Genomic DNA, 21852 nt, shown 5'->3' with positions numbered 1-21852 from the left:
AATTAGGCGAAGATTTCACCAAAGCTCTTGCGCCTGGCCACGGTGTGGAATAGACCACACGTCGTGAGGGTGATCGGACTGATTTCCGGCACGTCGATGGACGGCATCGACGTCGCCGTCGCCGACCTGTCGATCGTGGGCGACGTCGTCGAGCTCGTGCCGGTGCAGTGCGCCGAGCACCCGTTCCCGAAGGACCTGTTGGCCAAGCCGCGGGACCTCGCTGAAGTGTGCGCCTTCGACACGTCGCTCGGGCAGGCTTTCGGTGAAGTCGCCGCCGGGTACCTGCCGGCGGACCTGATCTGCTCGCTCGGGCAGACGGTGCACCACGAGGTGCAGGACGGCGACTGCCTCGGCACGTTGCAGCTCGGCCAGCCCGCCTGGATCGCCGAACGCACGGGCGTCCCGGTGGTCGCCGACCTGCGGGTGCGCGACGTCGCCGCGGGAGGACACGGCGCACCGCTGGCGAGCACGCTCGACGCGTTGTGGCTCGCGGGCATGCAGGACGACGCCGTGGCGCTCAACATCGGCGGCATCGCCAACATCACCGTCGTGAGACCGGGCAGCCCGCCGATCGCCTACGACACAGGGCCGGGCAACGCGCTGATGGACGCCGTCATGGAGGTCCTCTCCCACGGTGAACGGCGCCAGGACACCGACGGCGAGTTCGCGAGCAGGGGCACGGTCCGGGAGGACGTGCTCAAGAAGCTCCTCGCCGACCCGTACTACGCCAAGCCGTGGCCCAAATCGACGGGCAAGGAGCACTTCAACGCCGAGTACCTGAGCGGCTTCCCCACGGTCCAGGCCGAGGACATGCTCCGGACGCTCGTCGAACTCACCGCCCGCACCATCGCCGACGCCTGCCGCGCGCACGACGCGAGCACCGTCGTCGCGTCCGGCGGCGGCATGCGCAACCCCGTGCTGGTCAAGGCGCTCGAAGCCGCTCTGGACCCGATCCCGTTGCGGATCAGCGATTCGCTGGGCCTGCCGCGCGACGGCAAGGAGGCCTACCTGGCCGCGCTGCTCGGATTCCTGACGTGGCACGGGATCGCGGGCAACACGCCGTCCGCGACCGGTGCGTCGGGGCCGCGGCTGCTCGGCAGCATCACGCCCGGCGCCGGCCCGCTGCGGATGCCCGAACCCGTCACCACCGCACCGACCAAGCTGACTGTGGGGGAACCGAAATGCGCGGACTAGACCTCGCGATCATCGCCCTGTTCCTCGTCGGGATGCCGTTGCTCGGCATGTGGATCGGCGGCAGGCAGAAGTCGTCCACCGACTACTTCGTCAGCGAGAAGCGCATCTCGTGGTGGGTGGTCTGCCTGTCGGTGGTCTCGGCGGAGACCTCGACGCTCACGGTGCTGAGCGTGCCGGTGATCGCGTACGTGGCGACACCCGCGCAGGGTGGCATGACGTACCTGACGCTCGCGCTGGGCTACATCGTCGGACGCATCGTGGTGAGCTTCGTGCTGCTGCCGCGCTACATCGCCGGTGACCTCGTCACCGCGTACGCGTTCCTGGGCAAGCGTTACGGCAACGGCATGCGCGCGACGGCGTCGGTGACGTTCCTCTTCACGCGTCTGCTCGCGGACGGCATCCGGCTCTTCGCGACGGCCATCCCGATCAAGCTCGTGCTCGCCCAGTACGGCATCGACGCCGGCTACTGGACGATCATCCTCGCGCTCGGCATCGCGATGGTGTTCTACAGCTTCTTCGGCGGTGTGCGCGCGGTCGTGTGGGTCGACGCCATCCAGATGCTCTGGTACGTCCTGGGCGGCCTGGTCGTGATCTGGTGGCTGTCGAGCGAACTCCCCGACGGCTGGCTGGCGAAGGCCGCGGACGTCAACAAGTTCCAGGTCTTCGACTTCACCTCGTCGCCGCTGACCGGCGCCTACCCGTTCGTCGCGGCGTTCTTCGGCGGCGCGCTGCTGTCGATGGCCTCGCACGGCGCGGACCAGCTGATCGTGCAGCGGCTGATGTCCACGAAGGACGTGAAGTCCGCCCAGAAGGCGCTGATCGCCTCCGGTTTCGTGGTGTTCCTGCAGTTCGCGTTCTTCCTGTTCATCGGCGTGATGATGTGGGCCTTCTACAACGGCGTCGACCCGGTGAAGGACCTGAAGCTCGGCAACAAGGACGAGCTCTTCGGCTACTTCATCGTCAACGAGCTGCCGTCGGGCCTGTCCGGGTTCGTGATCGCCGGCATCCTCGCGGCCGCGCTCTCGTCCTCGCTGGGCGCTCTGGCCTCCAGCACCGTCACGGACGTCTACGAACGCGTCCGCAAGACCCCGATGACCGACGACGAACGCCTGCGCCACGGCCGGATCTGGACCCTGGTGTGGGCGGGTCTGCTGATCGTCTGCGCGGGTCTGTTCGCCTCCTCGAACAAGACCACGGCGGATCCGATCGTGGTGCAGGCGCTGGGCATCGCCGGGTACACCTACGGCGCGCTGCTCGGGGCCTTCCTCCTCGGCCTGGTCTTCAAGCGCGTCACGCAGGTGGACGCGATCATCGCGTTCGTGGCGACGGTGCTGGTCGTCGGTTTCGTGATTCTCGGGGTCAAGTTCGCCGGCAGCACTCCGACGATCGACTTCGGGAAGGCCACGGCCGACCTGAAGTCCCTGACCGGCTGGTGGAACACGCCCCTGGGGGTGGCGGTCACCTTGCTGGTAGGTGGTTTGTTGTCATTGCGTCATTCACGCGGTGTGCCTGTACGAGACGAGCTCGATGTGAAGTCGGAATCCTAGGCGGGCGAACATGTTCTGCGACGACTCGTTGCCCGCGTGGATCGATGCGGCGGCCTGCGGCCGGGCCCCGTGCTCGGCCGCGAGCTTCCAGAGCAGTTCGGTGATGAGGGCCGCGCCGACGCCCTGACCGCGAACATCGGGTTCGACGGCCACGAAGTCGACGTAGTACTCCTCGGGCTGCGCTTTGCCCGCGGCGTACCCGAGCACGCGTTCGCCGTCCATCGCGACGACGACGGTGCGGGCTTTGGGATCGGATTCGACGAGTTGTTTCCCGGACAGGTACGTGCGGGGGAAACATCGCTCGTGCAGGACCGCGACGGCCTCGTGCACGAACCGATCGGTCGGGAGGACGCGCATCTCGCGTTCGCTGGGGCACTTGGCGTCCCTCAGCAGCAACGTGCGCAGGTCCCCGTTGTCGAGTATGTGGATGGCACTGGCCTTGCCGGCGTTGAAGGCGTGCCTCTCGGCGAACGCCGCCAACCGCCGGTGGGCCGTGTGCCCGTAGAGCTCGAGGTCGGTGATGCCGGTGAGGAGCTCGGTGGCGCGGCGGAACAGCGCGTCGGCGGTCTGGTCCCAGATGCGGCTGCCCGCCGGGTGGTTGACCGGTACGTCGACGAACGGTCCGTGCAGCCACGCACGGCCGAGCTCGGCGTCGATCTCCACGCTGAGCATGCCGGTGATGTTGTCGTCGGCGTCGACGGCCACCACCGTGCAGTCGGCCCAGCTCGGCTCGAACTCGCCGAGCTCCGCGCGGAGCTCTTCGACTGTCTCACCGAGGTACCCGATGTGGTGCGCGTTGTCGGCCTGGAGCCGGACCAGCAGCGCCATCGTGGCGCCGAGGTCGCCAGGTTCGGCGAAACGGATGTCGTACATGAGGAGATGGTCACTCGCACGGCCGTTCGACGCGAGGGAGTTTTCCCGGCTCTCAGGTAACGGTCGCGCGGCCCGGTAAAATGGCAGGGGTGTCGTCAGAAGAACTGGCCGTCCGCACCGCCGCTGCCGAGGCCAAGGCGCACGCCGGAGACTTCCGCGGCGCCGCCTCCGAGTTCCGGACCCTCGCCAGGGACCACGTGCGCGAAGTGGGCGCCGACGACCCCCGCACGCTCGGTGTGCGACTCATGCTCACGAAGGTCCTCGGCACCGCGAAGCAGTTCAGGAAGGCCGTGGAGGTCTGCGAGCCGCTGCTGGACGACCTCGTCCGGGTGCACGGGCCGGAGCACGACGAGGTCCTGGAGACCAGGCAACTGCTCGCGAACCTGCGCTACCAGGCCGGTGATCCGGAGGGTGCCGCGCAGGAGTTGGAGCTGCTCCGGTCCGCGCTGGCCAGGGTGCTCGTGCCCACCCACGACCGGATCACGAAGGTCAAGCGCGACATCGCGTTCCTCCAGAACTCGCGGTGAGCCGGGAGACAACACTCACACCGGCGTGCCCGCGCGCGCTGGTATGCCGCCGCACGGTCGGGCACGACACCCATATTCGGGCTTGCAGGCCAGGTGAGGGTGGGGGACTCTTCTACGGTGAGTGAGGAAACGATCCAACTCGATCTCAACGAATCCGGGGTGGCCGTCGACCTGCCCTTGCCGGCGAACAACCGGGACGGTGTCCAGGGAGTTCCCTACCGGCCGGTCGAATTCCGAGACGATGATCTGCCATCAGCTCTGGAACGCGCTGCCGCCTGGTTGCGGCAGACCCAGGACTGGCTGGGCGAACCCGTGGACGTGATCGCGGTCCATCTCGACTACGACGACAGGCACGGCAACCCGTACTACGACCTCAAGTTGCTCTGCAACGAGGAGGACCTGGCGGGCGTGCCCAAGGTCATGCGAGAACACGAAGGGGCGCCTACCGGTCAGTAGCTTTTTTAGGCTACCGTTCGGAAGCATGTCGGATCGCGTATATCCCCCGGTGATCGCCGCAGCGAAGACCATGTTCAAGGTACTCGACCTGCGGATCACCGTGGAGGGGGCGCACCACGTCCCGCGCACGGGTGGAGCCGTGCTGGCGTCGAACCACGTCAGCTACCTCGACTTCATCTTCGCGGGCTACGGCGCGTACCTCTCGGGGCGCCTCACGCGGTTCATGGCGAAGCACGAGATCTTCGCCAACAAGATCGCAGGCCCGCTCATGCGCGGCATGCACCACATCCCCGTCGACCGGAGCGCGGGCCAGGCCTCCTACCAGCAGGCCCTGTCCGCGCTCCGCACCGGCGAGGTCGTCGGGATCTTCCCCGAGGCCACGATCAGCCGTTCGTTCACGGTCAAGGACATCAAGTCCGGCGCGAACCGCCTGGCGCACGAGGCCGGCGTTCCGCTCATCCCCGTCGCGCTGTGGGGCACGCAGCGGCTGTGGACCAAGGGCCGTCCCAAGGACCTGACCCAGCGGCACGTGCCGATCACCATCCTCATCGGCGAGCCCTTCGAGGCCTCCCCCGGTGACTCCGGCGACGACCTGCTGCGCAAGCGGATGCAGGAACTCCTCGACACCGCGCAGAGCGACTACCCCGCGGAACCGGGTGCCTGGTGGGCCCCCGCGCACCTCGGTGGCACCGCGCCCACGCCGGCGGAAGCGGCCGCGCTGGACGCTCGCGGCGTCTGACCGGGCGGTACCTTCGCGGAGGCGGGGCACCGCGCGGACGCAGCCCGTGCAGAAGGCGGGGCTGGTTGAAGCCCGGCCGCCCCTCAGTCCTCTTCGCCCGCCGGTTCCGGCGTTTCCGCAACCGGTGCCGCGGGCTTCTCGGCACGGGCCGGCTCGTCGGCCGACGTGCGCAGCCGCTGCGAGATCACCTGCGAGATGCCGTCACCGCGCATCGAGACGCCGTAGAGCGCGTCCGCGATCTCCATGGTCGGCTTCTGGTGCGTGATGATCAGCAGCTGCGAACGGTCCCGCAGCTGCTGGAACAGGCCGATCAGCCGGTGCAGGTTCGTGTCGTCCAGCGCCGCCTCGACCTCGTCCATGACGTAGAACGGTGAGGGGCGGGCGCGGAAGATCGCGACCAGCATCGCGACGGCGGCCAGTGACTTCTCGCCACCGGAGAGCAGCGACAGGCGCTTGACCTTCTTGCCGGGCGGGCGGGCCTCCAGCTCGATGCCGGTGGTCAGCATGTCGTCGGGCTCGGTCAGCACCAGCCGTCCGTCGCCGCCGGGGAACAGGACCTTGAAGACGATCTCGAACTCGCGCGCCACGTCCTCGTAGGCCAGCGTGAAGACCTCGAGGATCTTGTCGTCGACCTCCTTCACGACGGTGAGCAGGTCGCGGCGGGTGTCCTTGATGTCCTCGAGCTGCGTGGAGAGGAACTTGTAGCGCTCCTCCAGCGCGGCGAACTCCTCGAGCGCGAGCGGGTTCACCTTGCCCAGCAACGAGAGGTCGCGTTCGGCGCGCTTGGCGCGGCGGGCCTGGGTGTCGCGGTCGTACGGCATCGGCTGCGGCTCGGAGACCTGCTCGCCGCGTTCCTTGGCGGCCTGGTACTCGGCCATCTCGGCGGCGGACGCGGGCACCGGGCAGTCCGGGCCGTACTCGTTGATCAGGTCGTCGAGACCGATGCCGAAGTCCTCGGCGATCTTCGTCTCCAGCTGCTCGATGCGCATCCGCTGCTCGGCCCTGAGCACCTCGTCGCGGTGCACGGCGTCGACGAGCTTCTCCAGCTCGCCGGACATCTCGCGGACCACGTTGCGCACCTGGGTCAGCAGGAGTTCGTGCTGCTGACGGCGTTCCTGGGCGAGGTCGCGTTCACGGGCGGCACGGGCCAGCGAGATCTCGATGCGTTCCAGCGCCTGTTCGCCGCCTCGGGCGACGGCCTTCGCGACGACGGCACCGCGCGCACGGTGGGCCGTCGCGCGTGCGTGCCGTTCGCGGGCCTCACGCTCAGCGCGTGCGGCACGGCGCAGACCCTCTGCCTTGCCCTGCACGGCCCGAGCGCGCTCTTCCGCGGTGCGCTGCACCAGACGCGCGTCCATCTCACTCTGACGCGCCTGAGCCAGTTCCGCGGCCAGCGCGTCGCGCTGCTCGGTGTCCGGCTCGTCGTCCATCGTCTGCTCTTCTTCGGCCATCAGCAGCCGCTCTTCGAGCTCGCCCAGCTTCATCAGGGCGTCCTCGCGGGACTGCTCGACCTTGGCGCGCTGGTCGCTGATGCGGCTGACCTCGGCCTCGGCGGACCGGACGGCAGCGGCCATGCGGTTGAGGCGTTCGCCGGACCGCGCCTGGCGGACCTTGGCCTCCTGCATGGCTTCCTTCACCGCGTCGAGCACCTTGCGGCGGGCCTGCTGCTCGGCGCGGGCGCCTTCGAGGGCGGCCGAAGCGTGCTCCAGCGCCCGTTCGGCGGTCGCGAGCTGCTCCTGCGCCTCGTCGACGGCGGCCTGCACCTCGATGACGCTCTGACCCTGGGCACCCGAACCGCCGATGGCCCAGTCCGTGCCGAAGAGGTCTCCGTCCCTGGTGACGGCCCTGCCGTGGAACCGGGCCGCGGAGTCCAGGTCCTCCACCACCGCGAGGCGGTCGAGGGCACGGGCGAGGGCCGGGCGCAACGCCTCGGGGGCGTGCACGACGTCGATGGCCCAGCGCGCGCCGTGGGGCAGGTGGCCCCACTGCGTGGTGTCCACAGCGGACCCGGAGGAGCCGATCAGCACGCCCGCGCGGCCGGCGTCCTTCTCCTTCAACAGCTTCAGGGCTTGGAGCGCACCCTCGCCGGACGACACCGCGACGGCGTCGGCGATCGGGCCGAGGGCGGCGGCGAGCGCGACCTCGAAGCCCGGTTCGACGGTCAGCAACGCGGCCACGGACCCCAGCAGGCCCGGCACGTCCGACGCGAGCAGCGCGCCCGCCCCGTCCTTGCGCGTGAGGCCCAACGAGAGAGCGTCGACGCGGGCGCGCCACGACGCGATGTCGCGTTCCGCGGCGCGTTCGGCCTTCACGAGTTCCTCGACGCGCTGGCGTGCGGCGTCGTTGGACTGCACGGCGTGCCGGTGGCGTTCGTCGAGGTCGTTGTCGCCCTCGTCCTCGTAGCCGGTGACGGCCTGCGCCTCGGCCAGTTCGACCGAGGCGAACTCGACGCGTTCGGAGGCCTCGGCGAGCGTGCCGGAGAGGCGTTCGATCTCCTCGGCGGTCGCGTTCGTCTTGCTGCGCAACGCTTCCACCTGACCGGAGAGCCTCGCGAGGCCCTCGCGGCGGTCGGCGATCGCGCGGACGGCGGCGATGTGCGCCTTCTCCGCCTGCGAGACCATGCGCTCCAGCTCGGCGCGCGTCTCCACGGCTTCGGCGAGCGCGATGCGGGCCTCGGTGACGCCTTCCTGGAGCTCCAGCTCCATCTCGGCGGTCTCCTCGGCCTCGCGGTCGAGGTCGTCGGGGTCGCGGCCCCTGCTGGGAGCGTCGACCACGTCGGACAGGTGGCGCGCGCGTTCGGCGGCGAGGCGGACCGTGCCGCGGAGGCGTTCCTCCAAAGCGGACAGCCGGTACCAGGTGTCCTGCGCGGCCTGGAGCTTCGGCGAGTCGGCGGCGACCCGTTCCTCGAGCTCGTTCTGCTGGTACTGCGCGGACTGCAACGACTTCTCGACCTCGGCGCGGCGCACGCGGGCCTTCGCCTCGTCGTGCTCCTCCTGCGCGATGGCTTCCCGTTGCGTCACCAGGTCGTCGGCGAGCAGGCGGAGCTTCGAGTCCCGCAGTTCGGACTGGACGACCTGCGCGCGGCGGGCGATCTCGGCCTGCTTGCCCAGGGGCTTGAGCTGGCGGCGCAGTTCGGCGGTGAGGTCGGTGAGGCGCGTCAGGTTCGCCTGCATCGCCTCGAGCTTGCGCAGCGCCTTTTCCTTGCGCTTGCGGTGCTTCAGGACGCCGGCGGCCTCTTCGATGAACGCGCGGCGTTCCTCCGGCTTGGACTCGAGGATCGCGGCGAGCTGGCCCTGACCGACGATCACGTGCATCTCGCGGCCGATGCCGGAGTCCGACAGCAGTTCCTGGATGTCCATCAGGCGGCACGAGTTGCCGTTGATCTCGTACTCGGTGGCGCCCTCGCGGAACATGCGGCGGGTGATCGACACCTCGGTGTACTCGATCGGCAGCATGCCGTCGGCGTTGTCGATCGTCAGCGTCACCTCGGCGCGGCCGAGCGGCGCGCGGCCGGACGTGCCGGCGAAGATGACGTCCTCCATCTTGCCGCCGCGCAGGTCCTTGGCACCCTGCGTGCCCATCACCCACCGCAGCGCGTCGAGCACGTTGGACTTGCCGGACCCGTTGGGGCCGACCACACAGGTGATGCCGGGCTCGAAGCGCAGCGTGGTAGCCGAGGCGAAGGACTTGAAGCCCTTCAGCGTCAGGCTCTTGAGATGCACGCCGGGCAGAGTACCCAAACGCTTGCGGGCGGTGCGGGAGGCTGGGGTTGACCTGCGTTTCTAGGGACGGAGAGTGACCAGCAGCCCGCTTTCGTCCGACACCTCCAGCCGGTCGATCTGGTCGACGCGGAACGACGTCGATCCGGGAATCCGCTCGTCAGGGGCGTGGTCGGACCCCCACCAGCCGCCGACCTCGCGCTGCCCCCGCCGGTCGAACACGATCACCTTGCAACGCGCGCCCGGCTTGACCTCGTCGAGCTTGAACCACATCTCGGTGCCCCACGACTTCGAGACCATCTCGGCCTCGCCGTCGACGCCGGTCGCCGCGTCCTTCGCGCTCCACTTCGGCGGCGGTGGCGGTGCCGTGCTCGACGGTGGTGCCGCGACGGGCTGCTGCGGCCGGGTCAGGAAGAAACTGCCTCCGGCCAGCGCGAACAGCACCAGGACGGCCGCGCACGCGACGAGCACGCGGCGATCGCGTCGCGGGGCCGGTGGCGGTGCCGGGATCTCGTCGAGGTCCTCGACGTCCTCCAGGGTCAGGCGGCCGAGCAGTCCCGGCAGCGGGGCCAGCCGCAGCATCTCGGCCTGACAGCAGTCGCAGCCGGCGAGATGACGTTCGAACGCGGCTCGTTCCTCGAGGTCGAGCGAGCCGAAGAGGTAGGCGCCGACGTCGACGGTGTGCTGGCAGCTCACGCCTCGGTCACCCCTCTTTCCTCCAGTGCGTCGCGCAGCGCCCGCAGTGCGTAGAAGCAGCGCGACTTGACCGTGCCCGGCGGGATGCCGAGCGTCCTGGCGGCCTCCGCGACGGTGCGGCGGCGGTAGTACAGCTCGATGACGACCGTCCGGTGCTCGGGCGTGAGCGCCCTCAGCGCCGACGCGATCTGCCACTTCTGCAGCACGTGTTCGACCTGGTCGCTGACCGGCGGCAGGTCCACCGGTTCGAGCGGCACCTCGGTCGCGCGTGCGCTGCGGCGGCGGTATCCGGAGATCACCAGGTTCTTCGCGACCGTGTAGAGCCACGGTGCCGCGTCGTCCGGTTTCAGATCCTCGTGGTTCCGCCACGCGCGGAGCAACGTCTCCTGCACGACGTCCTCTGCCTGCTGGTAGTCGCCGTCGACCAGCCGCAGCACGTAGTGCAGCAGCGGGCCTCTCCAGCGCTCGTACAGCTGGATGAGGACGTCTTCTGAGGAGTCCACGATCCCCTACTACGCCATCGCTCTGAGAACGGTTCAGCGCTCGATGAAGCCGGTCAGGTCACCTCTGGCTGCCGACCACTGCTCACCGACAGATTCGACGGTGCCCGGGGTCTCACCCGAACGGAGAGCATTCAGGAGTTGTTCACACTTCTCCCGGGGACCCTCGGCAACGACCTCGACCCGCCCGTCCGGCCTGTTCGAAGCGCTCCCGACCAGGCCCAGTTCCAGTGCCCGGGCTCGCGTCCACCAGCGAAAACCGACGCCCTGCACCCGTCCACGCACCCACGCGTTCAGTCGTACGTCCACCTCCGAATGGTGGCGCAGTCACACCAGGTGACCAACGACGCACTCTGGGGTTGTCACCCATTAGTGGTACGGTCCCGACCCGTGAGTGCCCGCAGCCTCTTACTCGGCCTGCTGATCGGTGCAACCGGTATCGGCGGCCTCGCCGTCACCGGTACCTCTCCTCTCGGCATCAGCTTCACCAACGCCGCCCAGCAGGAGACCGCCGAGGACGCAGCGAACCAGTTCGGCACCGGCAACGCGGCAGCCCCCAACAGACAGCCGTCCGAGAACAACACCGGCGGCCCCGTCACCTCCGAGTCGTCTTCCGCTCCCACCACCACGACTCCGTCGACGCCTTCCTCCGCGCCCTCCTCCTCTGAGGCGCCCACCACCACTACGACGCCACCCGAGGCGCCGAAGCCGCCCGTCGAGACGCCGAAGCCCCCCACGGGCCAGACGCCCGAACAGGCCGTGCTCGCCCTCGTGAACGACGCCCGTGCCGCAGCAGGATGCAAGGCCCTCGTGATCGACGACCGGATCACGACCGCCGCGCAGGCCCACAGCACGGACATGGCGACCAAGAAGTACTTCTCGCACACCTCGCAGGACGGCAGGACGTTCGACGTCCGCATGCGCGAGGCCGGCTACCCGAAGCCGGGCGGCGAGAACATCGCGATGGGCTACCGGGACGCCGCCGCCGTGGTCGACGGGTGGATGAAGTCCACCGGTCACCGGGAGAACATCGAGAACTGCAGCTTCACGACGATGGGCGTGGGGCTGGACACCCGCGGCAACTACTGGACCCAGAACTTCGGCCGCTGACCGTTCGAGCAGGGGAAACTTCGTGTACGAGAGCCCGGAACCGGACTCGCGCTCGCGCTTGCGCCGAGGAGCGCCGCAGGTCGTCCTCGCCGCTTCAGGCGTGGTGCTGGCGACCGTCTTCGCCGCCGTCGCCTCCTTCGCCGCAGGCTCCGACACCGCCTCGGAGGCGCCGTCGACCCAGCAGCCGCGCAAGGAGATCGGCCGCGACGCCCTGAGCATCGTGCCGACGTCGACACCGTCGTCGTCCTCGGTCGAGCAGACGTCGACCGTCGAGACGACGACACCGTCCTCGACGACGACCACCACGAAGAAGACGCGCGTCACGACCATCACACGTCCTGACGGCACCACCACCACGGTCACGACCGAGGAACCGCCGCCCGTCGTCACGTCGACCACCACGACGACGAAGGACACCACGACCACCACGACGGCGGAAACGACGACCACCACCACCGCCGGGTCGAGCACGACCACAACGACCGTCGGCTAGGACAGTTACGCCAGTCACCGCCTTGTAACGCAGAGCTACACGAAGGTGTGGCTCTGCTGAGGCTTTGGTTCGTTTCCGCCGATAACTCGAACGCAAGACCATCCGACCGGGTTTCCCACGAGGAGATGGGTGTGTTCGAGGAAGATCATCCGCAGTCACCAGAACCGGCCCAGCGCAAGAAGCGCAAGGGCACGGCCGTGATGCTGGCTGCGGGCGGAGTGGTCGTGGCGACCCTGTTCGCCACCGTGGCCTCCATGCTGGCCGCCTCCGGCCGCGAGGCAGCCCCGGAACGCACGTCGTCAGACGTCGTCCAGACCATCACCAGCGTCGCGCCCGACGGCACCACCAGCACCGTCGTGGTGACGGTGTCCTCCGGCGTCACCAAGCCCGCGGCCAAGCCGGACCGCAAGCAGGCCGCGCCGCCGCAGGACCAGCCGCAGCAGGGCACGCCGGACCAGCCGCAGCAGACCCAGCAGCCGACGCAGCCGACCCAGACGCAGCCGTCGAGCACGCCCCCGTCCCAGACGGAGCCGCCGTCCTCGACGCCGTCGACCCCGCCGTCGTCGACCGAGCCGCCGGCGTCCTCGACGTCGAGCACGCCCCCGCCGGACCCGAAGCCCTAACGGCCTCGCAGGGCGGCCGCCGCGGTCCGGCGACTCCGTCGGGTGCGCCCACCTGCGGCAAGGGCGGTCAGCACCTCCCGCGTGCCTGCCTCCGCCAGCCGCAGTTGCAGCCAGTCCGACCACTCCGGCAGCGCGCCCACGTCGAGGCTCGCCGTCCGCCGCAACAACCCGACCTCGCGGCTGCGGCGCAGCTCGTACTCGTCGCCGGGCACCAGGTCCAGCCACCTGGTGTGGTCCTCCACGAGTTCGAGAACGCGCAGGACCACGGACGTCCGCAGCACGGCGTCCGGTTCCCGCGCCAGAGCGGCGTGCAGCAGGTCGAGGGAGTCGAGCAACGCCTCGTAGAACTGCCATCGGTCGGCGTCGGTCACAGCTCGAACCGGTAGCCCATGCCGGGCTCCGTCAGCAGGTGCCGCGGCCGCGCGGGCTCCGGCTCCAGCTTGCGCCGCAGCTGCGCCAGGTACACCCGCAGGTAGTGCGTCTCCTTGTCGTACGCGGGGCCCCACACCTCTCGCAGCAGCTGCTTCTGCGCCACGAGCTTGCCCGCGTTGCGCGCCAGCACCTCCAGCAGGCCCCACTCGGTCGGCGTCAGGTGCACCTCGGCGCCGTCCTTCAGGACGCGCTTGGCCGCCAGGTCGACGGCGAACGACGCGGTCTGCACCACCGGCTCGTCCTCCGGGCCGGTGGTGGCGGAGCGGCGGACCGCGGCGCGCAGGCGGGCCAGCAGTTCATCCATGCCGAATGGTTTTGTCACGTAGTCGTCGGCACCGGCGTCGAGGGCGTCGACCTTGTCGGCCGAGTCGGTGCGGGCGGACAGGACGATGATCGGCATGGTCGTCCAGCCCCGCAGGCCCGCGATGACGTCGGTGCCGTTCATGTCGGGCAGGCCCAGGTCGAGGACCACCACGTCCGGCTTGCCGTCGGCGGCGAGTCTTAACGCCGTGGTGCCGTCGGAGGCCGTGAGGACCTCGTAGCCGCGGGCGGCGAGGTTGATCCGCAGGGCTCGGACGATCTGCGGCTCGTCGTCGACCACCAGTACTTTTGTCACGCGACCCTCTCATCTGCGGGGAAGGCGAGCACCACGGTGAGGCCGCCACCGGGTGTGTCCTCCATGGTGATCGTGCCTCCCATCGCCTCGGTGAAGCCCTTCGCCACGCTCAGACCGAGACCAACGCCACCCGGCGTGCGGTCGCCGAGGCGCTGGAACGGGGCGAAGACCTCGTCCGCGGTGCCGGCGGGGAGGCCGCGGCCGTGGTCGACGACGCGCAGTTCCACCTCGTTGCCGTGGGCGGAGGCGCGCAACGCCACAGCGCCCGCGTAGCGCAGCGCGTTGCCCGCGACGTTCGCTATCACCCGTTCGAGCAGGCCCACGTCGGCGCGGACGGGTGGGAGCGACTCCGGGACGTCCACCTCGATGTCACCGGTCAGGCCGCTCAGCGCGCGTGCGACCGCCTCGTAGTAGCCGACGGCGCGGAACTGCGGTTCCACGGCGCCGGTGGCCAGGCGGGACGAGTCGAGCAGGTTGTCGACCAGGCCGGTCAGGCGGTCCGCCGACTCCTCGACGGCCTCCAGGAGTTCGGCGGTGTCCTCGGCCGACAACGTCAGCTCCTCGTCGCGCAACGAGCCCACGGACGCCTTGATCGAGGTCAGTGGGGTGCGGAGGTCGTGGCCCACGGCCGAGAGCAACGCCGTGCGCAGTTCGGTGCGCGACGCCTGGCGCTGGGCTTCGAGGGTCTGCTCGGCCATCCGTTGCTGCCGCAGCGCCAGCAACGCCTGTCCCGCCGCCGCTTCCAGCACCCGGCGGTCGGACGCGGGCAGCGAACGGCCGCGCAGCGCCAGGTGCACGTCCTCGTTCACGGCGATGTCGACGTCAGCGTCGTCGGGCTCGGCACACGGGCCGATGCCGACGCACGCGACGCGTTCCCAAGCGCCGTCCACGCGTTCAAGGAGCGCCACGGACGTGAGACCGAAGTTCTCCTTCACCTTCTCCAACAACCGTGTGAGCGGTTGAGGGTTCGTCAGCACGGTGTGTGCGTACGACGCGAGGAGCGTTGCCTCGGTGCGAGCGCGCGCTGCCTGGGTCGCACGGCGGGCAGCACGGTCCACCACCAACGCCGTGCTGACGCCCACGATGATCATCGCGATGAACGTCAGCACGTTCTGCTGTGCGTTGATCGTGAACGTGTAGACGGGCTCGGTGAAGAAGAAGTTCAGCAGCAACGCGTTGATCAACGCGGCGGCGATCGCGGGACCGAGCCCGCCCACGATGGCCACGACCAGCGTCACCAGCAGGTAGCCGATGACGTTCGTGGAGAAGTTCAAGCCGCTGCGCAGCGACGCGCCGGCCGCCGTGACCAGCGCCGGACCCGCCACCGCGAGGAACCAGCCCCAGGCGAGCCTGCTCGGCCTGAGCGGACTGCCCGCGAACCGCGCACGCCAGCCGCTGTTCGTCGCCGGGTGCGTGACCATGTGGACGTCTATCGCCCCCGACTCCTGCACGACCGTGGAGCCGATCCCGGTGGAGAACACACGCGCGAACCGCGAACGGCGCGAGGTACCGACTACGAGCTGTGTGGCGTTGACGCCCCGTGAGAACTCAAGCAGAGCTGTGGGCACGTCATCGCCCACAACGGTGTGGAACGTGGCACCGACGTCGTCAGCCAGCTTGCGGTACTTCTGCAGTGAGTGCGGATCAGCTCCAGCGAGGCCATCACCGCGTAGGACGTGCACGACCAGAAGGTCGCCACCCGCGCGCGTGGCGATGCGACGCGCGCGCCGGATGAGCGTCTCACTCTCCGTGCCACCGGTGATGGCGACGACGACGCGTTCGCGTGTCTCCCACGTGTCGGTGATCTGCTGTTCGGTCCGGTAGCGCAGCAACCCCACGTCGACCTGGTCGGCGACCCACAACAAAGCGAGTTCGCGCAGCGCTGTGAGGTTTCCGAGGCGGAAGTAGTTGCCGAGCGCGGCGTCGATCTTGTGCGCGGCGTAGACGTCACCGTGCGCGAGCCTGCGCCGCAACGCTTCCGGCGTCAGGTCGACGAGCTGGATCTGGTTCGCTTTGCGCACTACTTCGTCCGGCACCGTTTCCCGCTGCGGTACGCCCGTTATGCGCTGGACGACGTCGTTGAGGGATTCCAGGTGCTGAACGTTGACCGTCGACAGCACATCAATCCCGGCTTCGAGGAGTTCCTCGACGTCTTGCCACCTCTTTGCATTACGAGAACCCGGCGCGTTCGTGTGCGCGAGTTCGTCGACCACGGCGACCTGCGGCGCACGGGCCAGCACGGCGTCCACGTCCATCTCGCCGAGTTCCACGCCGCGGTGCGAGGAGTGCCTGAGCGCGACGATTTCCAGCCCGTCGACCAGTTCCGCGGTCTTCGCACGGCCGTGGGCCTCGACAAATCCGATGACGACGTCGGTGCCGCGTTCCCGCCTGCGGTGCGCCTCGCCGAGCATGGCGAACGTCTTGCCGACGCCGGGAGCGGCGCCGAGGTGGATGCGGAGCTCGCCACGTCTGGGTTTCGGACTCACGGGACCAGTCTGCCTCGGCGACGCGTGCGCCGTTCGGGGGTACGCGCTGCGCCACACGGCCAGACGAGTGCGCCTTCCCACAGTTCTGACAGGAGATCTGTCTCGTTGAATCATGCTTCAGCCCGGCGCCCGTTCGAGTGAGCTTCACTACGCTTTTTACGCCGTTTACCAGCACATTTAAGTGTGTCGGACGCGCGCCGTGACGCCCCGCGTCACCACAACGGCCGAATGGGTTATCGGCAGTTGGCGGATAGCGCGCGGAGCGTGAATGAGGGAAAGTGCCAGGGTTCGTGTCCGAATTCGGACAATCACATGCGCGCGGAGAAACGATGCCCACCACCGTCACCAACCACGAGGCACTTCAACTCGTGGTGGCCGTGCACCGGCTGGTGCGAAGTCTTCGACAGGCCGCTCCGGCCCGTCGTTTGCAACCCACCCAGTTATTGGTGCTGTCAGAACTGAGCGCCCACGGCCCGATGCGGATCGGCGAGATCGCGGTGCGCGCGCTGTGCTCACAGCCGACCGCCACAACCGTCGTGACCAGCCTGGAGTCGACCGGACTCGTCCGTCGCGAGCCGGATGCGGCCGACGGCAGAGCCACGATCGTCGTGCTCACCGAAGTGGGCCGCGAGACGATCCTGTCGCTCGCTCACGGCGAAGCCGAACTATTGAGTGAAAGAATGTCCGAACTTTCGCCAGAAGACAGAGAACACCTGCGCTCGGCCATGCCGGTTTTGCGCCACCTGGCCGAACCGCAGGAGAACAAGTAGGAGCGGGACCCCCCGACGGGTCCCGCTCCAGGATTTACTTGCTGGGTGACACGGAAGTAGGTGGCACCGAGCTCGGAGTTGCGCTTCCAGAAGTGGACGACGAAGTGGACGGCGTTGTGCTCTCCGTTGATGACGGAGCGGATACGCCTGGTGCCACCGTGTAACAAACACCGTTTTCGTAGTCGATCTTCGGTCGCGGATAGCGGTTAGCGGGAATCACCGGCTCAGGACCGTTGGTGTTGTTGCAGCTGTCGTAGGACTGCGGCGCGTTGATGGGCCTGCCGTCCTGGTCGTACAGCAGCACGTTCGTGAGCAACTTGCCGTTCTCGTCGTACGCGTAGATGTTGTCGTACGACTCGACGACAGGCGCCGGGTACGACGACCGCGACGTGTTGTACGCGAGCTGGTTCGCCGTGACATCGATGACCTGGACCAGCAGGCCCACCGCCAGCGCCGAGGCCGGCAGGCTGAACCACAACCACCGCCGGTCGACCTTGGCGCGCGGCCCGGCGAACACCGACACCACGGCGATCGCGGCGATCGCGAGGAACCCGAGGATGTCGCGACCGGCGAGCAACACGGCCCCGAGCCCGAGCAACCCGGCCCGGACCAGCCACCACGCGGGCTGCAACGACCGCAGGTAGGTCAACGCCCGTTCCGCGGGCGTGCCCTCCTCCGGCGTGAGCCACTTCTTGAGCCGATGCGTCTCCGGCAGGTTCATGATCTCCTGCTGCACCGGCCCCCTGTCGTTCACGAGCGCCAGGCTGAGCGCCAGGATGACCGCGGGGAACAACAGCACCGCAGGCTCCCGCAACGCCGCCGCGCCCGCGAGCAACGTGACACCGGTGGCGACCGCGAGCCCCCACGCGGCAGCTCGGGGCCTGGTCAGCCACTGCTGCTTCGTGGTGACCGGCAGCCGTTCCGTCCGGCTCGGATACCCGGCGGCCTGCCGAAGCTCCTGCGCGTACTGCTCGGGCGAGCCGAGCCGCTGCTCCAACGTCTCGTTCTCACCGAGTTCGGTGGACAGCTCGGCGACGTGCGCCTCGACGTCCTCCATGATCTCGGCGACCTCGTTGGGCGGCAGGTCGTCGAGGGCGGCACGCATCCCGGCCAGGTAGTGCTCGACCCCGAGCGCTTGCGTGTTCATGCTGCGACCTCCTCGAGCAGGCCGTCCAACGTGCTGGCGAACGACCTCCACGTCTCCCTCGACTCAGCCAGGCGCGCCCGCCCGGTCTCGTTGATGCTGTAGTACTTGCGGTGCGGGCCTTCTTCGCTCGGCACCACGTACGAGGTCAGCATCCCGGCGTTGTAGAGCCGCCGCAGCGTGCCGTACACCGACGCGTCGCCCACTTCGTTCAATCCCCCGGCGCGCAGTCTGCGCACCACGTCGTAGCCGTACCCGTCGTCCTTGCGCAGAACCGCAAGGACGGCCAGGTCCAGCACCCCTTTGAGCAGCTGACTGGTGTCCATGGCCCCTCCCACCGCCTGCTCGGCAGCCGGAATGGACTTCGGCCGTCGAGCTCACCCCGCCTCTTTCGGGGCGGGCACTGTTGCGCCGTGGACACTACTACGCATCGCGCAGTACTGTCTAATGCGTTGGGCCTTGGGCGCTTGGGGCTTGGGTTTTGGCACGTCAGGGCCATGGAGTGGGGACGTTTCGGGCGTGTGGTGCGTTGCGTTCGCCCGTTTTGGGGTCTCATTTGGTGGGGTGGTTGCTGTTCCAGCCGGGGTTGGTTGCGTTGAGCTGGTTCCGTCACCTTGCGAGGGTGGGCGCGCAGGCAGTGACGAATGTGGGGGGTTGCGATTGGGCTTGACCTTGAGCCTCTGGCGGGATGCTGATCGGCCTCCAAAGCCGGGGTGAAAAGCGCCCCGGCCGGTCTGAGATGGTGGCATCCCGCCCCTCAAGGTCAAGCCCCAATCGCCGATGTGGGTGGAACCGGCTCGGTGGTGGGCATTGGCCCGTCCGGGCTCGCCTTCGGCTTCGCCACGCCAGGCCTCGTAGGTGGGTCGGCTTGCGATGTCGGCTGCCGGTTGGCACCGCGCGCCGGGCTTGGGCGGTGGTCACCTTGCGATGGCGACTGCGATCGAGAGCGCGCCTGGCCAAGACAGTGGTCGGCTTGCGTTGGCGACTGCGGTTGGGTGCGCGCGCCCGACCAAGACGATGGTCGTCTGTGCTGGCGAGTGCGGCTGGGTGCGCGCCTGGCCTGCGTGCGTGGCCGGCCTGCGTTGGCGGCTGCGGGCGGGTGCGCGTTTGACGGCGCCGGAGTGTCGGACCTGCCCGGTACGTTGGGTCGCGGGGGGCCCGTTGCCGAGGGGGACCCCTGCGTGAGCCTGCTCTACCTCGGGCGCGGCTGGCAGCGCGGGCAGGAGTACGAGGAGCGGTTCATGAACGGCTCTCGGATCATCGACGCTCCGCAGCGCTTGCACGGCCTGTTTTCCTGGCCGTAGGCGTTCAGCGAGCGGTCGAAGTAACCGGACTGGCCGTTGATGTTGACGTACAAGGCGTCGAAGGACGTGCCGCCCTGGCCCAGGGCCTCGCTCATCACGTCTGTGGCGTGGTCGAGGAGTTCGGCGGCCTTGGCCTTGGTGAGCTTGTCGGTCATGCGGGTGCCGTGGAGTTTGGCGCGCCAGAGGGCCTCGTCGGCGTAGATGTTGCCGATGCCGGAGACGAGGGTTTGGTCCAGGAGGGCGCGTTTGATCTCCGTGTGACGCAGGCGCAACGCGCGCACGGCAGCATCACGGGAGAAGAGCGGGTCCATCGGGTCGCGGGCGATGTGCGCTACCGAGTCGGGAACCAGGGTGCCGTCGACCTCGACGAGTTCGGCGAGCGCGAGGCCACCGAAGGTTCGTTGGTCCACGAAGCGGAGTTCTGGGCCGCCGTCTGCGAACTGGAAGCGGACGCGCAGATGCTTCTCGTCGGGGGCCGACGAGGGTTGGACCAGCATTTGGCCGCTCATGCCCAGGTGCGCGAGCATGGCGGCTTTGTCGGCCAGTTCTACCCAGAGGTACTTGCCGCGTCGCCTGGCTGCAGCCATGGGCTGGCCTGCCAGGCGCGCGACGAAGTCCTGGGAGCCCAGGTCGTGCCGGCGGATGGCACGTGGGTGCAGCACCTCTACCGAGGAGATGACCCGGCCGGCGACGTGGGCTTCGAGGCCGAGGCGTACTACCTCGACCTCTGGGAGTTCGGGCACGTCAGGCTTCGGACTTGCCCTCGTCGACGGGCTGCGCCTCGATCACGGCGGCCTGCGGCTTGGTGGGCTTGAGCACCCACACGCCCGCGCGGCTCGTGTCCCTGACCAGCACAAGTCCCTGGATGCCTCCGCTGCGGGAGGTGTTCACCGGCCCGCGGACGGTGCGGGTGCGGCGGTTGGTGCGGTTCCTGGTCGCATACATTGCGTTTCTCAGTCTTCCTCGGATGGGAGGGTCCCTGGCGTCACCGAGGCGCCGTTCTGACCGTTCTTGGTCGCGGCCGACTCCTGCTCGGCCTTGACCCGTTCCGACAGAACATGATAAGCCGCTTCGGCGGCTTTCTGCTCGGCTTCCTTCTTGGTGCGCCCATCACCCTTGCCGTAAGGCTGGCCACCGACGAGCACCGTTGCGGTGAACTCTTTTCGGTGGTCCGGCCCCTGGTCGTCCACGCGGTACTCCGGGACGCCGAGGCTGGCTTGAGCGGTGAGCTCCTGCAGGCTTGTCTTCCAGTCCAGTCCAGCACCCAAAAGCGGAGCTTTGGCCAAGAGCGGATCGAACAGCCGGTGAACGAACGTTCGTGCGGTATCGATACCGAACTGCAGGTACACCGCACCGATGACGGCCTCGAGGCCGTCGGCGAGGATGCTCGCCTTGTCCCTGCCGCCGGTCAGCTCTTCGCCGCGACCGAGCAACAGGTGTGCACCGAGCCCGCCTTCACCGAGGTTGCGCGCGACGCCGGCCAGCGCGTGCATGTTGACCACGCTGGCGCGGAGCTTCGCGAGCTGACCTTCGGGAAGGTCGGGATGGGTGCGGTAGAGGTGGTCGGTGACGACCAGCCCCAGCACCGCGTCTCCCAGGAACTCGAGACGCTCGTTCGGCGGCAAGCCGCCGTTCTCGTACGCGTAAGACCGGTGGGTGAGCGACAGCACGAGCAGCTCGGCGTCCAGGTGGACGCCGAGCGCTTCGAGCAGGTCCGCGCGGTCCGCTTGCGGTGCGCGCGGCGGCTTTCCCCCCACTACGACGGCGAGGAGATCAGGCCGGCTGAGCGACCTGGCGGCCAGCGTACTGACCACAGGCCGGGCAGGCGACGTGCTGCGGCTTCGGCTGGCGGCAAGCCTTGTTGCTGCACGCCACCAGGTGCACGGCAGACGTCTTCCACTGGGAACGGCGCGCACGGGTGTTCGAACGCGACATCTTCCGCTTCGGGACGGCCACGACTACTTCTCCTCGTTGTTGTCATCGCTGAACCGCTCTTGCAACGCGGCCCAACGAGGGTCAATCGTCTCATGCCCGTGGTCGGGCCCGAGCTCCGCCCACCTGCCACCACACTCGGAGCAAAGCCCCTTGCAGTCCGGCTCGCAAAGCGGTGCCTGCGGCAGCGCGAGGACGATGGCGTCCCTCACCACAGGCTCGAGGTCGATCAGATCGTTCTCGATCCGGCTGACCTCGTCTTCATCAGTGGTCTCGTCCGTGGTGCTGTCCGGCCACGCGTAGAGCTCCGTGATCCGGACTTCAACCTCATCGGTGAGCGGTTCGAGACACCTCGAGCACTCACCTGCGACCTTGGCGGACGCGGTCCCTGAAACCAGCACGCCCTCGACGACCGATTCGATCAGGAGGTCGAGTTCGACCTTCCCGCCCTCGGGCACCGCGATCACCCCGAGCAACCCCACACCTTCGGCGGGAACCGACTTCACGAAGGGTCGGCTCGACCCGGCGCGACGGCCGATGTCCCTGGTGTCGATGACCCAGGGACCGGATGCTGTGGGACGCGTGGACGCGTGACGATGCTCAGTCATGATCAGATTGGTTGCCGACGGGGACCTACCACGTCCAGCCGCTCCAGGGTACGGGACGACGCCCCCGCGCGTGAAATCGGCAG

Annotated in this window: 24 protein-coding genes; 9 read left to right on the top strand and 15 right to left on the bottom strand. The window is 68.7% G+C overall.

The window, feature by feature from the left end; all coding sequences use genetic code 11:
• The first annotated feature begins 69 nt into the window (after nucleotides 1–69).
• Both QSK25_RS38595 and QSK25_RS38590 read left to right on the top strand, forming a co-directional pair.
• Nucleotides 70–1194 (top strand): anhydro-N-acetylmuramic acid kinase, encoded by a 1125-nt coding sequence (locus QSK25_RS38595; protein WP_285645913.1) that lies wholly within the window; start codon nucleotides 70–72, stop codon nucleotides 1192–1194.
• Complete coding sequence (locus QSK25_RS38590) at nucleotides 1182–2741, top strand: sodium:solute symporter (RefSeq protein WP_285645824.1); 1560 nt, start codon at nucleotides 1182–1184, stop codon at nucleotides 2739–2741. The genes QSK25_RS38595 and QSK25_RS38590 overlap by 13 nt, the downstream gene beginning before the upstream one ends.
• On the opposite strand, the gene QSK25_RS38585 is transcribed toward QSK25_RS38590, so the two are convergent.
• Nucleotides 2691–3614, bottom strand: coding sequence for a GNAT family N-acetyltransferase (locus QSK25_RS38585; RefSeq protein WP_285645822.1), 924 nt, complete (start codon nucleotides 3612–3614; stop codon nucleotides 2691–2693). The genes QSK25_RS38590 and QSK25_RS38585 overlap by 51 nt on opposite strands.
• A gap of 89 nt (nucleotides 3615–3703) precedes the next feature.
• On the opposite strand from QSK25_RS38585, the gene QSK25_RS38580 reads away from it, so the two are divergent.
• The 3 genes from QSK25_RS38580 (at nucleotide 3704) to QSK25_RS38570 (ending at nucleotide 5336) form a co-directional block, all read left to right on the top strand.
• Nucleotides 3704–4141 carry a tetratricopeptide repeat protein gene (locus tag QSK25_RS38580; protein WP_285645821.1) on the top strand — a complete coding sequence of 146 codons (438 nt, stop codon included), beginning with the start codon at nucleotides 3704–3706 and terminating at the stop codon, nucleotides 4139–4141.
• A 117-nt stretch (nucleotides 4142–4258) separates the two neighbouring features.
• The gene (locus QSK25_RS38575) at nucleotides 4259–4597 is read left to right on the top strand and encodes a hypothetical protein (protein WP_285645820.1); all 339 of its coding nucleotides are present in this window, start codon (nucleotides 4259–4261) and stop codon (nucleotides 4595–4597) included.
• A gap of 25 nt (nucleotides 4598–4622) precedes the next feature.
• A complete protein-coding gene (locus tag QSK25_RS38570) occupies nucleotides 4623–5336 on the top strand; it encodes a lysophospholipid acyltransferase family protein (protein WP_285645819.1) in 714 nt (237 codons plus the stop codon).
• A gap of 83 nt (nucleotides 5337–5419) precedes the next feature.
• On the opposite strand, the gene smc is transcribed toward QSK25_RS38570, so the two are convergent.
• From smc to QSK25_RS38550, 4 genes are read right to left on the bottom strand one after another with little or no spacing between them, the layout of a single operon-like run.
• On the bottom strand, nucleotides 5420–9058 hold the full coding sequence (smc, locus tag QSK25_RS38565; protein WP_285645818.1) for a chromosome segregation protein SMC: 3639 nt from the start codon (nucleotides 9056–9058) through the stop codon (nucleotides 5420–5422).
• A 60-nt stretch (nucleotides 9059–9118) separates the two neighbouring features.
• On the bottom strand, nucleotides 9119–9751 hold the full coding sequence (locus QSK25_RS38560; RefSeq protein WP_285645817.1) for an anti-sigma factor family protein: 633 nt from the start codon (nucleotides 9749–9751) through the stop codon (nucleotides 9119–9121).
• Nucleotides 9748–10254, bottom strand: coding sequence for a sigma-70 family RNA polymerase sigma factor (locus QSK25_RS38555; RefSeq protein WP_285645816.1), 507 nt, complete (start codon nucleotides 10252–10254; stop codon nucleotides 9748–9750). Before QSK25_RS38555 ends, QSK25_RS38560 begins: the two co-directional genes overlap by 4 nt.
• 33 nt (nucleotides 10255–10287) lie before the next feature.
• Nucleotides 10288–10578 (bottom strand): acylphosphatase, encoded by a 291-nt coding sequence (locus QSK25_RS38550; protein WP_285645911.1) that lies wholly within the window; start codon nucleotides 10576–10578, stop codon nucleotides 10288–10290.
• 63 nt (nucleotides 10579–10641) lie between these two features.
• On the opposite strand from QSK25_RS38550, the gene QSK25_RS38545 reads away from it, so the two are divergent.
• The 3 genes from QSK25_RS38545 to QSK25_RS38535 all read left to right on the top strand — a co-directional run bounded on the left by QSK25_RS38545 (nucleotide 10642) and on the right by QSK25_RS38535 (nucleotide 12477).
• Entirely contained in the window at nucleotides 10642–11361 is a 720-nt protein-coding gene (locus tag QSK25_RS38545) for a CAP domain-containing protein (RefSeq protein ID WP_285645815.1), read from the top strand.
• Nucleotides 11362–11383: 22 nt separating this feature from the next.
• Nucleotides 11384–11854, top strand: a complete 471-nt coding sequence (locus QSK25_RS38540; RefSeq protein ID WP_285645813.1) for a hypothetical protein — start codon at nucleotides 11384–11386, stop codon at nucleotides 11852–11854.
• 131 nt (nucleotides 11855–11985) lie between these two features.
• Nucleotides 11986–12477, top strand: coding sequence for a hypothetical protein (locus tag QSK25_RS38535; protein WP_285645811.1), 492 nt, complete (start codon nucleotides 11986–11988; stop codon nucleotides 12475–12477).
• Here the strand turns inward: QSK25_RS38535 and QSK25_RS38530 are convergent.
• From QSK25_RS38530 to QSK25_RS38520, 3 genes are read right to left on the bottom strand one after another with little or no spacing between them, the layout of a single operon-like run.
• Nucleotides 12474–12848, bottom strand: a complete 375-nt coding sequence (locus QSK25_RS38530; protein ID WP_285645809.1) for a hypothetical protein — start codon at nucleotides 12846–12848, stop codon at nucleotides 12474–12476. The two genes, QSK25_RS38535 and QSK25_RS38530, sit on opposite strands and share 4 nt — an antisense overlap.
• The gene (locus QSK25_RS38525) at nucleotides 12845–13525 is read right to left on the bottom strand and encodes a response regulator (RefSeq protein WP_285645807.1); all 681 of its coding nucleotides are present in this window, start codon (nucleotides 13523–13525) and stop codon (nucleotides 12845–12847) included. The genes QSK25_RS38530 and QSK25_RS38525 overlap by 4 nt, the downstream gene beginning before the upstream one ends.
• Nucleotides 13522–16011: a sensor histidine kinase gene (locus QSK25_RS38520; RefSeq protein ID WP_285645806.1), complete on the bottom strand. Its 2490-nt coding sequence runs from the start codon at nucleotides 16009–16011 to the stop codon at nucleotides 13522–13524. The genes QSK25_RS38525 and QSK25_RS38520 overlap by 4 nt, the downstream gene beginning before the upstream one ends.
• Nucleotides 16012–16340: 329 nt before the next feature.
• Between QSK25_RS38520 and QSK25_RS38515 the strand changes: the two genes are divergently transcribed.
• The gene (locus QSK25_RS38515; protein WP_285645804.1) at nucleotides 16341–16781 is read left to right on the top strand and encodes a MarR family winged helix-turn-helix transcriptional regulator; all 441 of its coding nucleotides are present in this window, start codon (nucleotides 16341–16343) and stop codon (nucleotides 16779–16781) included.
• 34 nt (nucleotides 16782–16815) lie between these two features.
• On the opposite strand, the gene QSK25_RS38510 is transcribed toward QSK25_RS38515, so the two are convergent.
• From QSK25_RS38510 to QSK25_RS38480, 7 genes are all read right to left on the bottom strand, one after another.
• Entirely contained in the window at nucleotides 16816–17928 is a 1113-nt protein-coding gene (locus QSK25_RS38510) for a DUF1700 domain-containing protein (RefSeq protein WP_285645802.1), read from the bottom strand.
• A complete protein-coding gene (locus QSK25_RS38505; RefSeq protein ID WP_089917641.1) occupies nucleotides 17925–18251 on the bottom strand; it encodes a PadR family transcriptional regulator in 327 nt (108 codons plus the stop codon). The genes QSK25_RS38510 and QSK25_RS38505 overlap by 4 nt, the downstream gene beginning before the upstream one ends.
• 866 nt (nucleotides 18252–19117) lie before the next feature.
• Nucleotides 19118–19972 (bottom strand): bifunctional DNA-formamidopyrimidine glycosylase/DNA-(apurinic or apyrimidinic site) lyase, encoded by an 855-nt coding sequence (gene mutM, locus QSK25_RS38500; RefSeq protein WP_285645801.1) that lies wholly within the window; start codon nucleotides 19970–19972, stop codon nucleotides 19118–19120.
• A gap of 1 nt (nucleotide 19973) precedes the next feature.
• Complete coding sequence (locus QSK25_RS38495; RefSeq protein WP_030467960.1) at nucleotides 19974–20174, bottom strand: hypothetical protein; 201 nt, start codon at nucleotides 20172–20174, stop codon at nucleotides 19974–19976.
• Nucleotides 20175–20182: 8 nt separating this feature from the next.
• Nucleotides 20183–20986 (bottom strand): ribonuclease III, encoded by an 804-nt coding sequence (rnc, locus tag QSK25_RS38490; RefSeq protein WP_285645910.1) that lies wholly within the window; start codon nucleotides 20984–20986, stop codon nucleotides 20183–20185.
• Nucleotides 20987–21002: 16 nt separating this feature from the next.
• Nucleotides 21003–21185 (bottom strand): 50S ribosomal protein L32, encoded by a 183-nt coding sequence (gene rpmF, locus QSK25_RS38485; protein WP_030467958.1) that lies wholly within the window; start codon nucleotides 21183–21185, stop codon nucleotides 21003–21005.
• Between the two features lie 2 nt (nucleotides 21186–21187).
• Entirely contained in the window at nucleotides 21188–21769 is a 582-nt protein-coding gene (locus QSK25_RS38480) for a YceD family protein (protein WP_285645909.1), read from the bottom strand.
• Nucleotides 21770–21852: the final 83 nt, after the last annotated feature.

The sequence above is a fragment of the Lentzea sp. NBRC 102530 genome, from assembly GCF_030269365.1.
Classification (GTDB): domain Bacteria; phylum Actinomycetota; class Actinomycetes; order Mycobacteriales; family Pseudonocardiaceae; genus Lentzea.
This window is presented reverse-complemented; position numbering and strand designations above follow the sequence as displayed.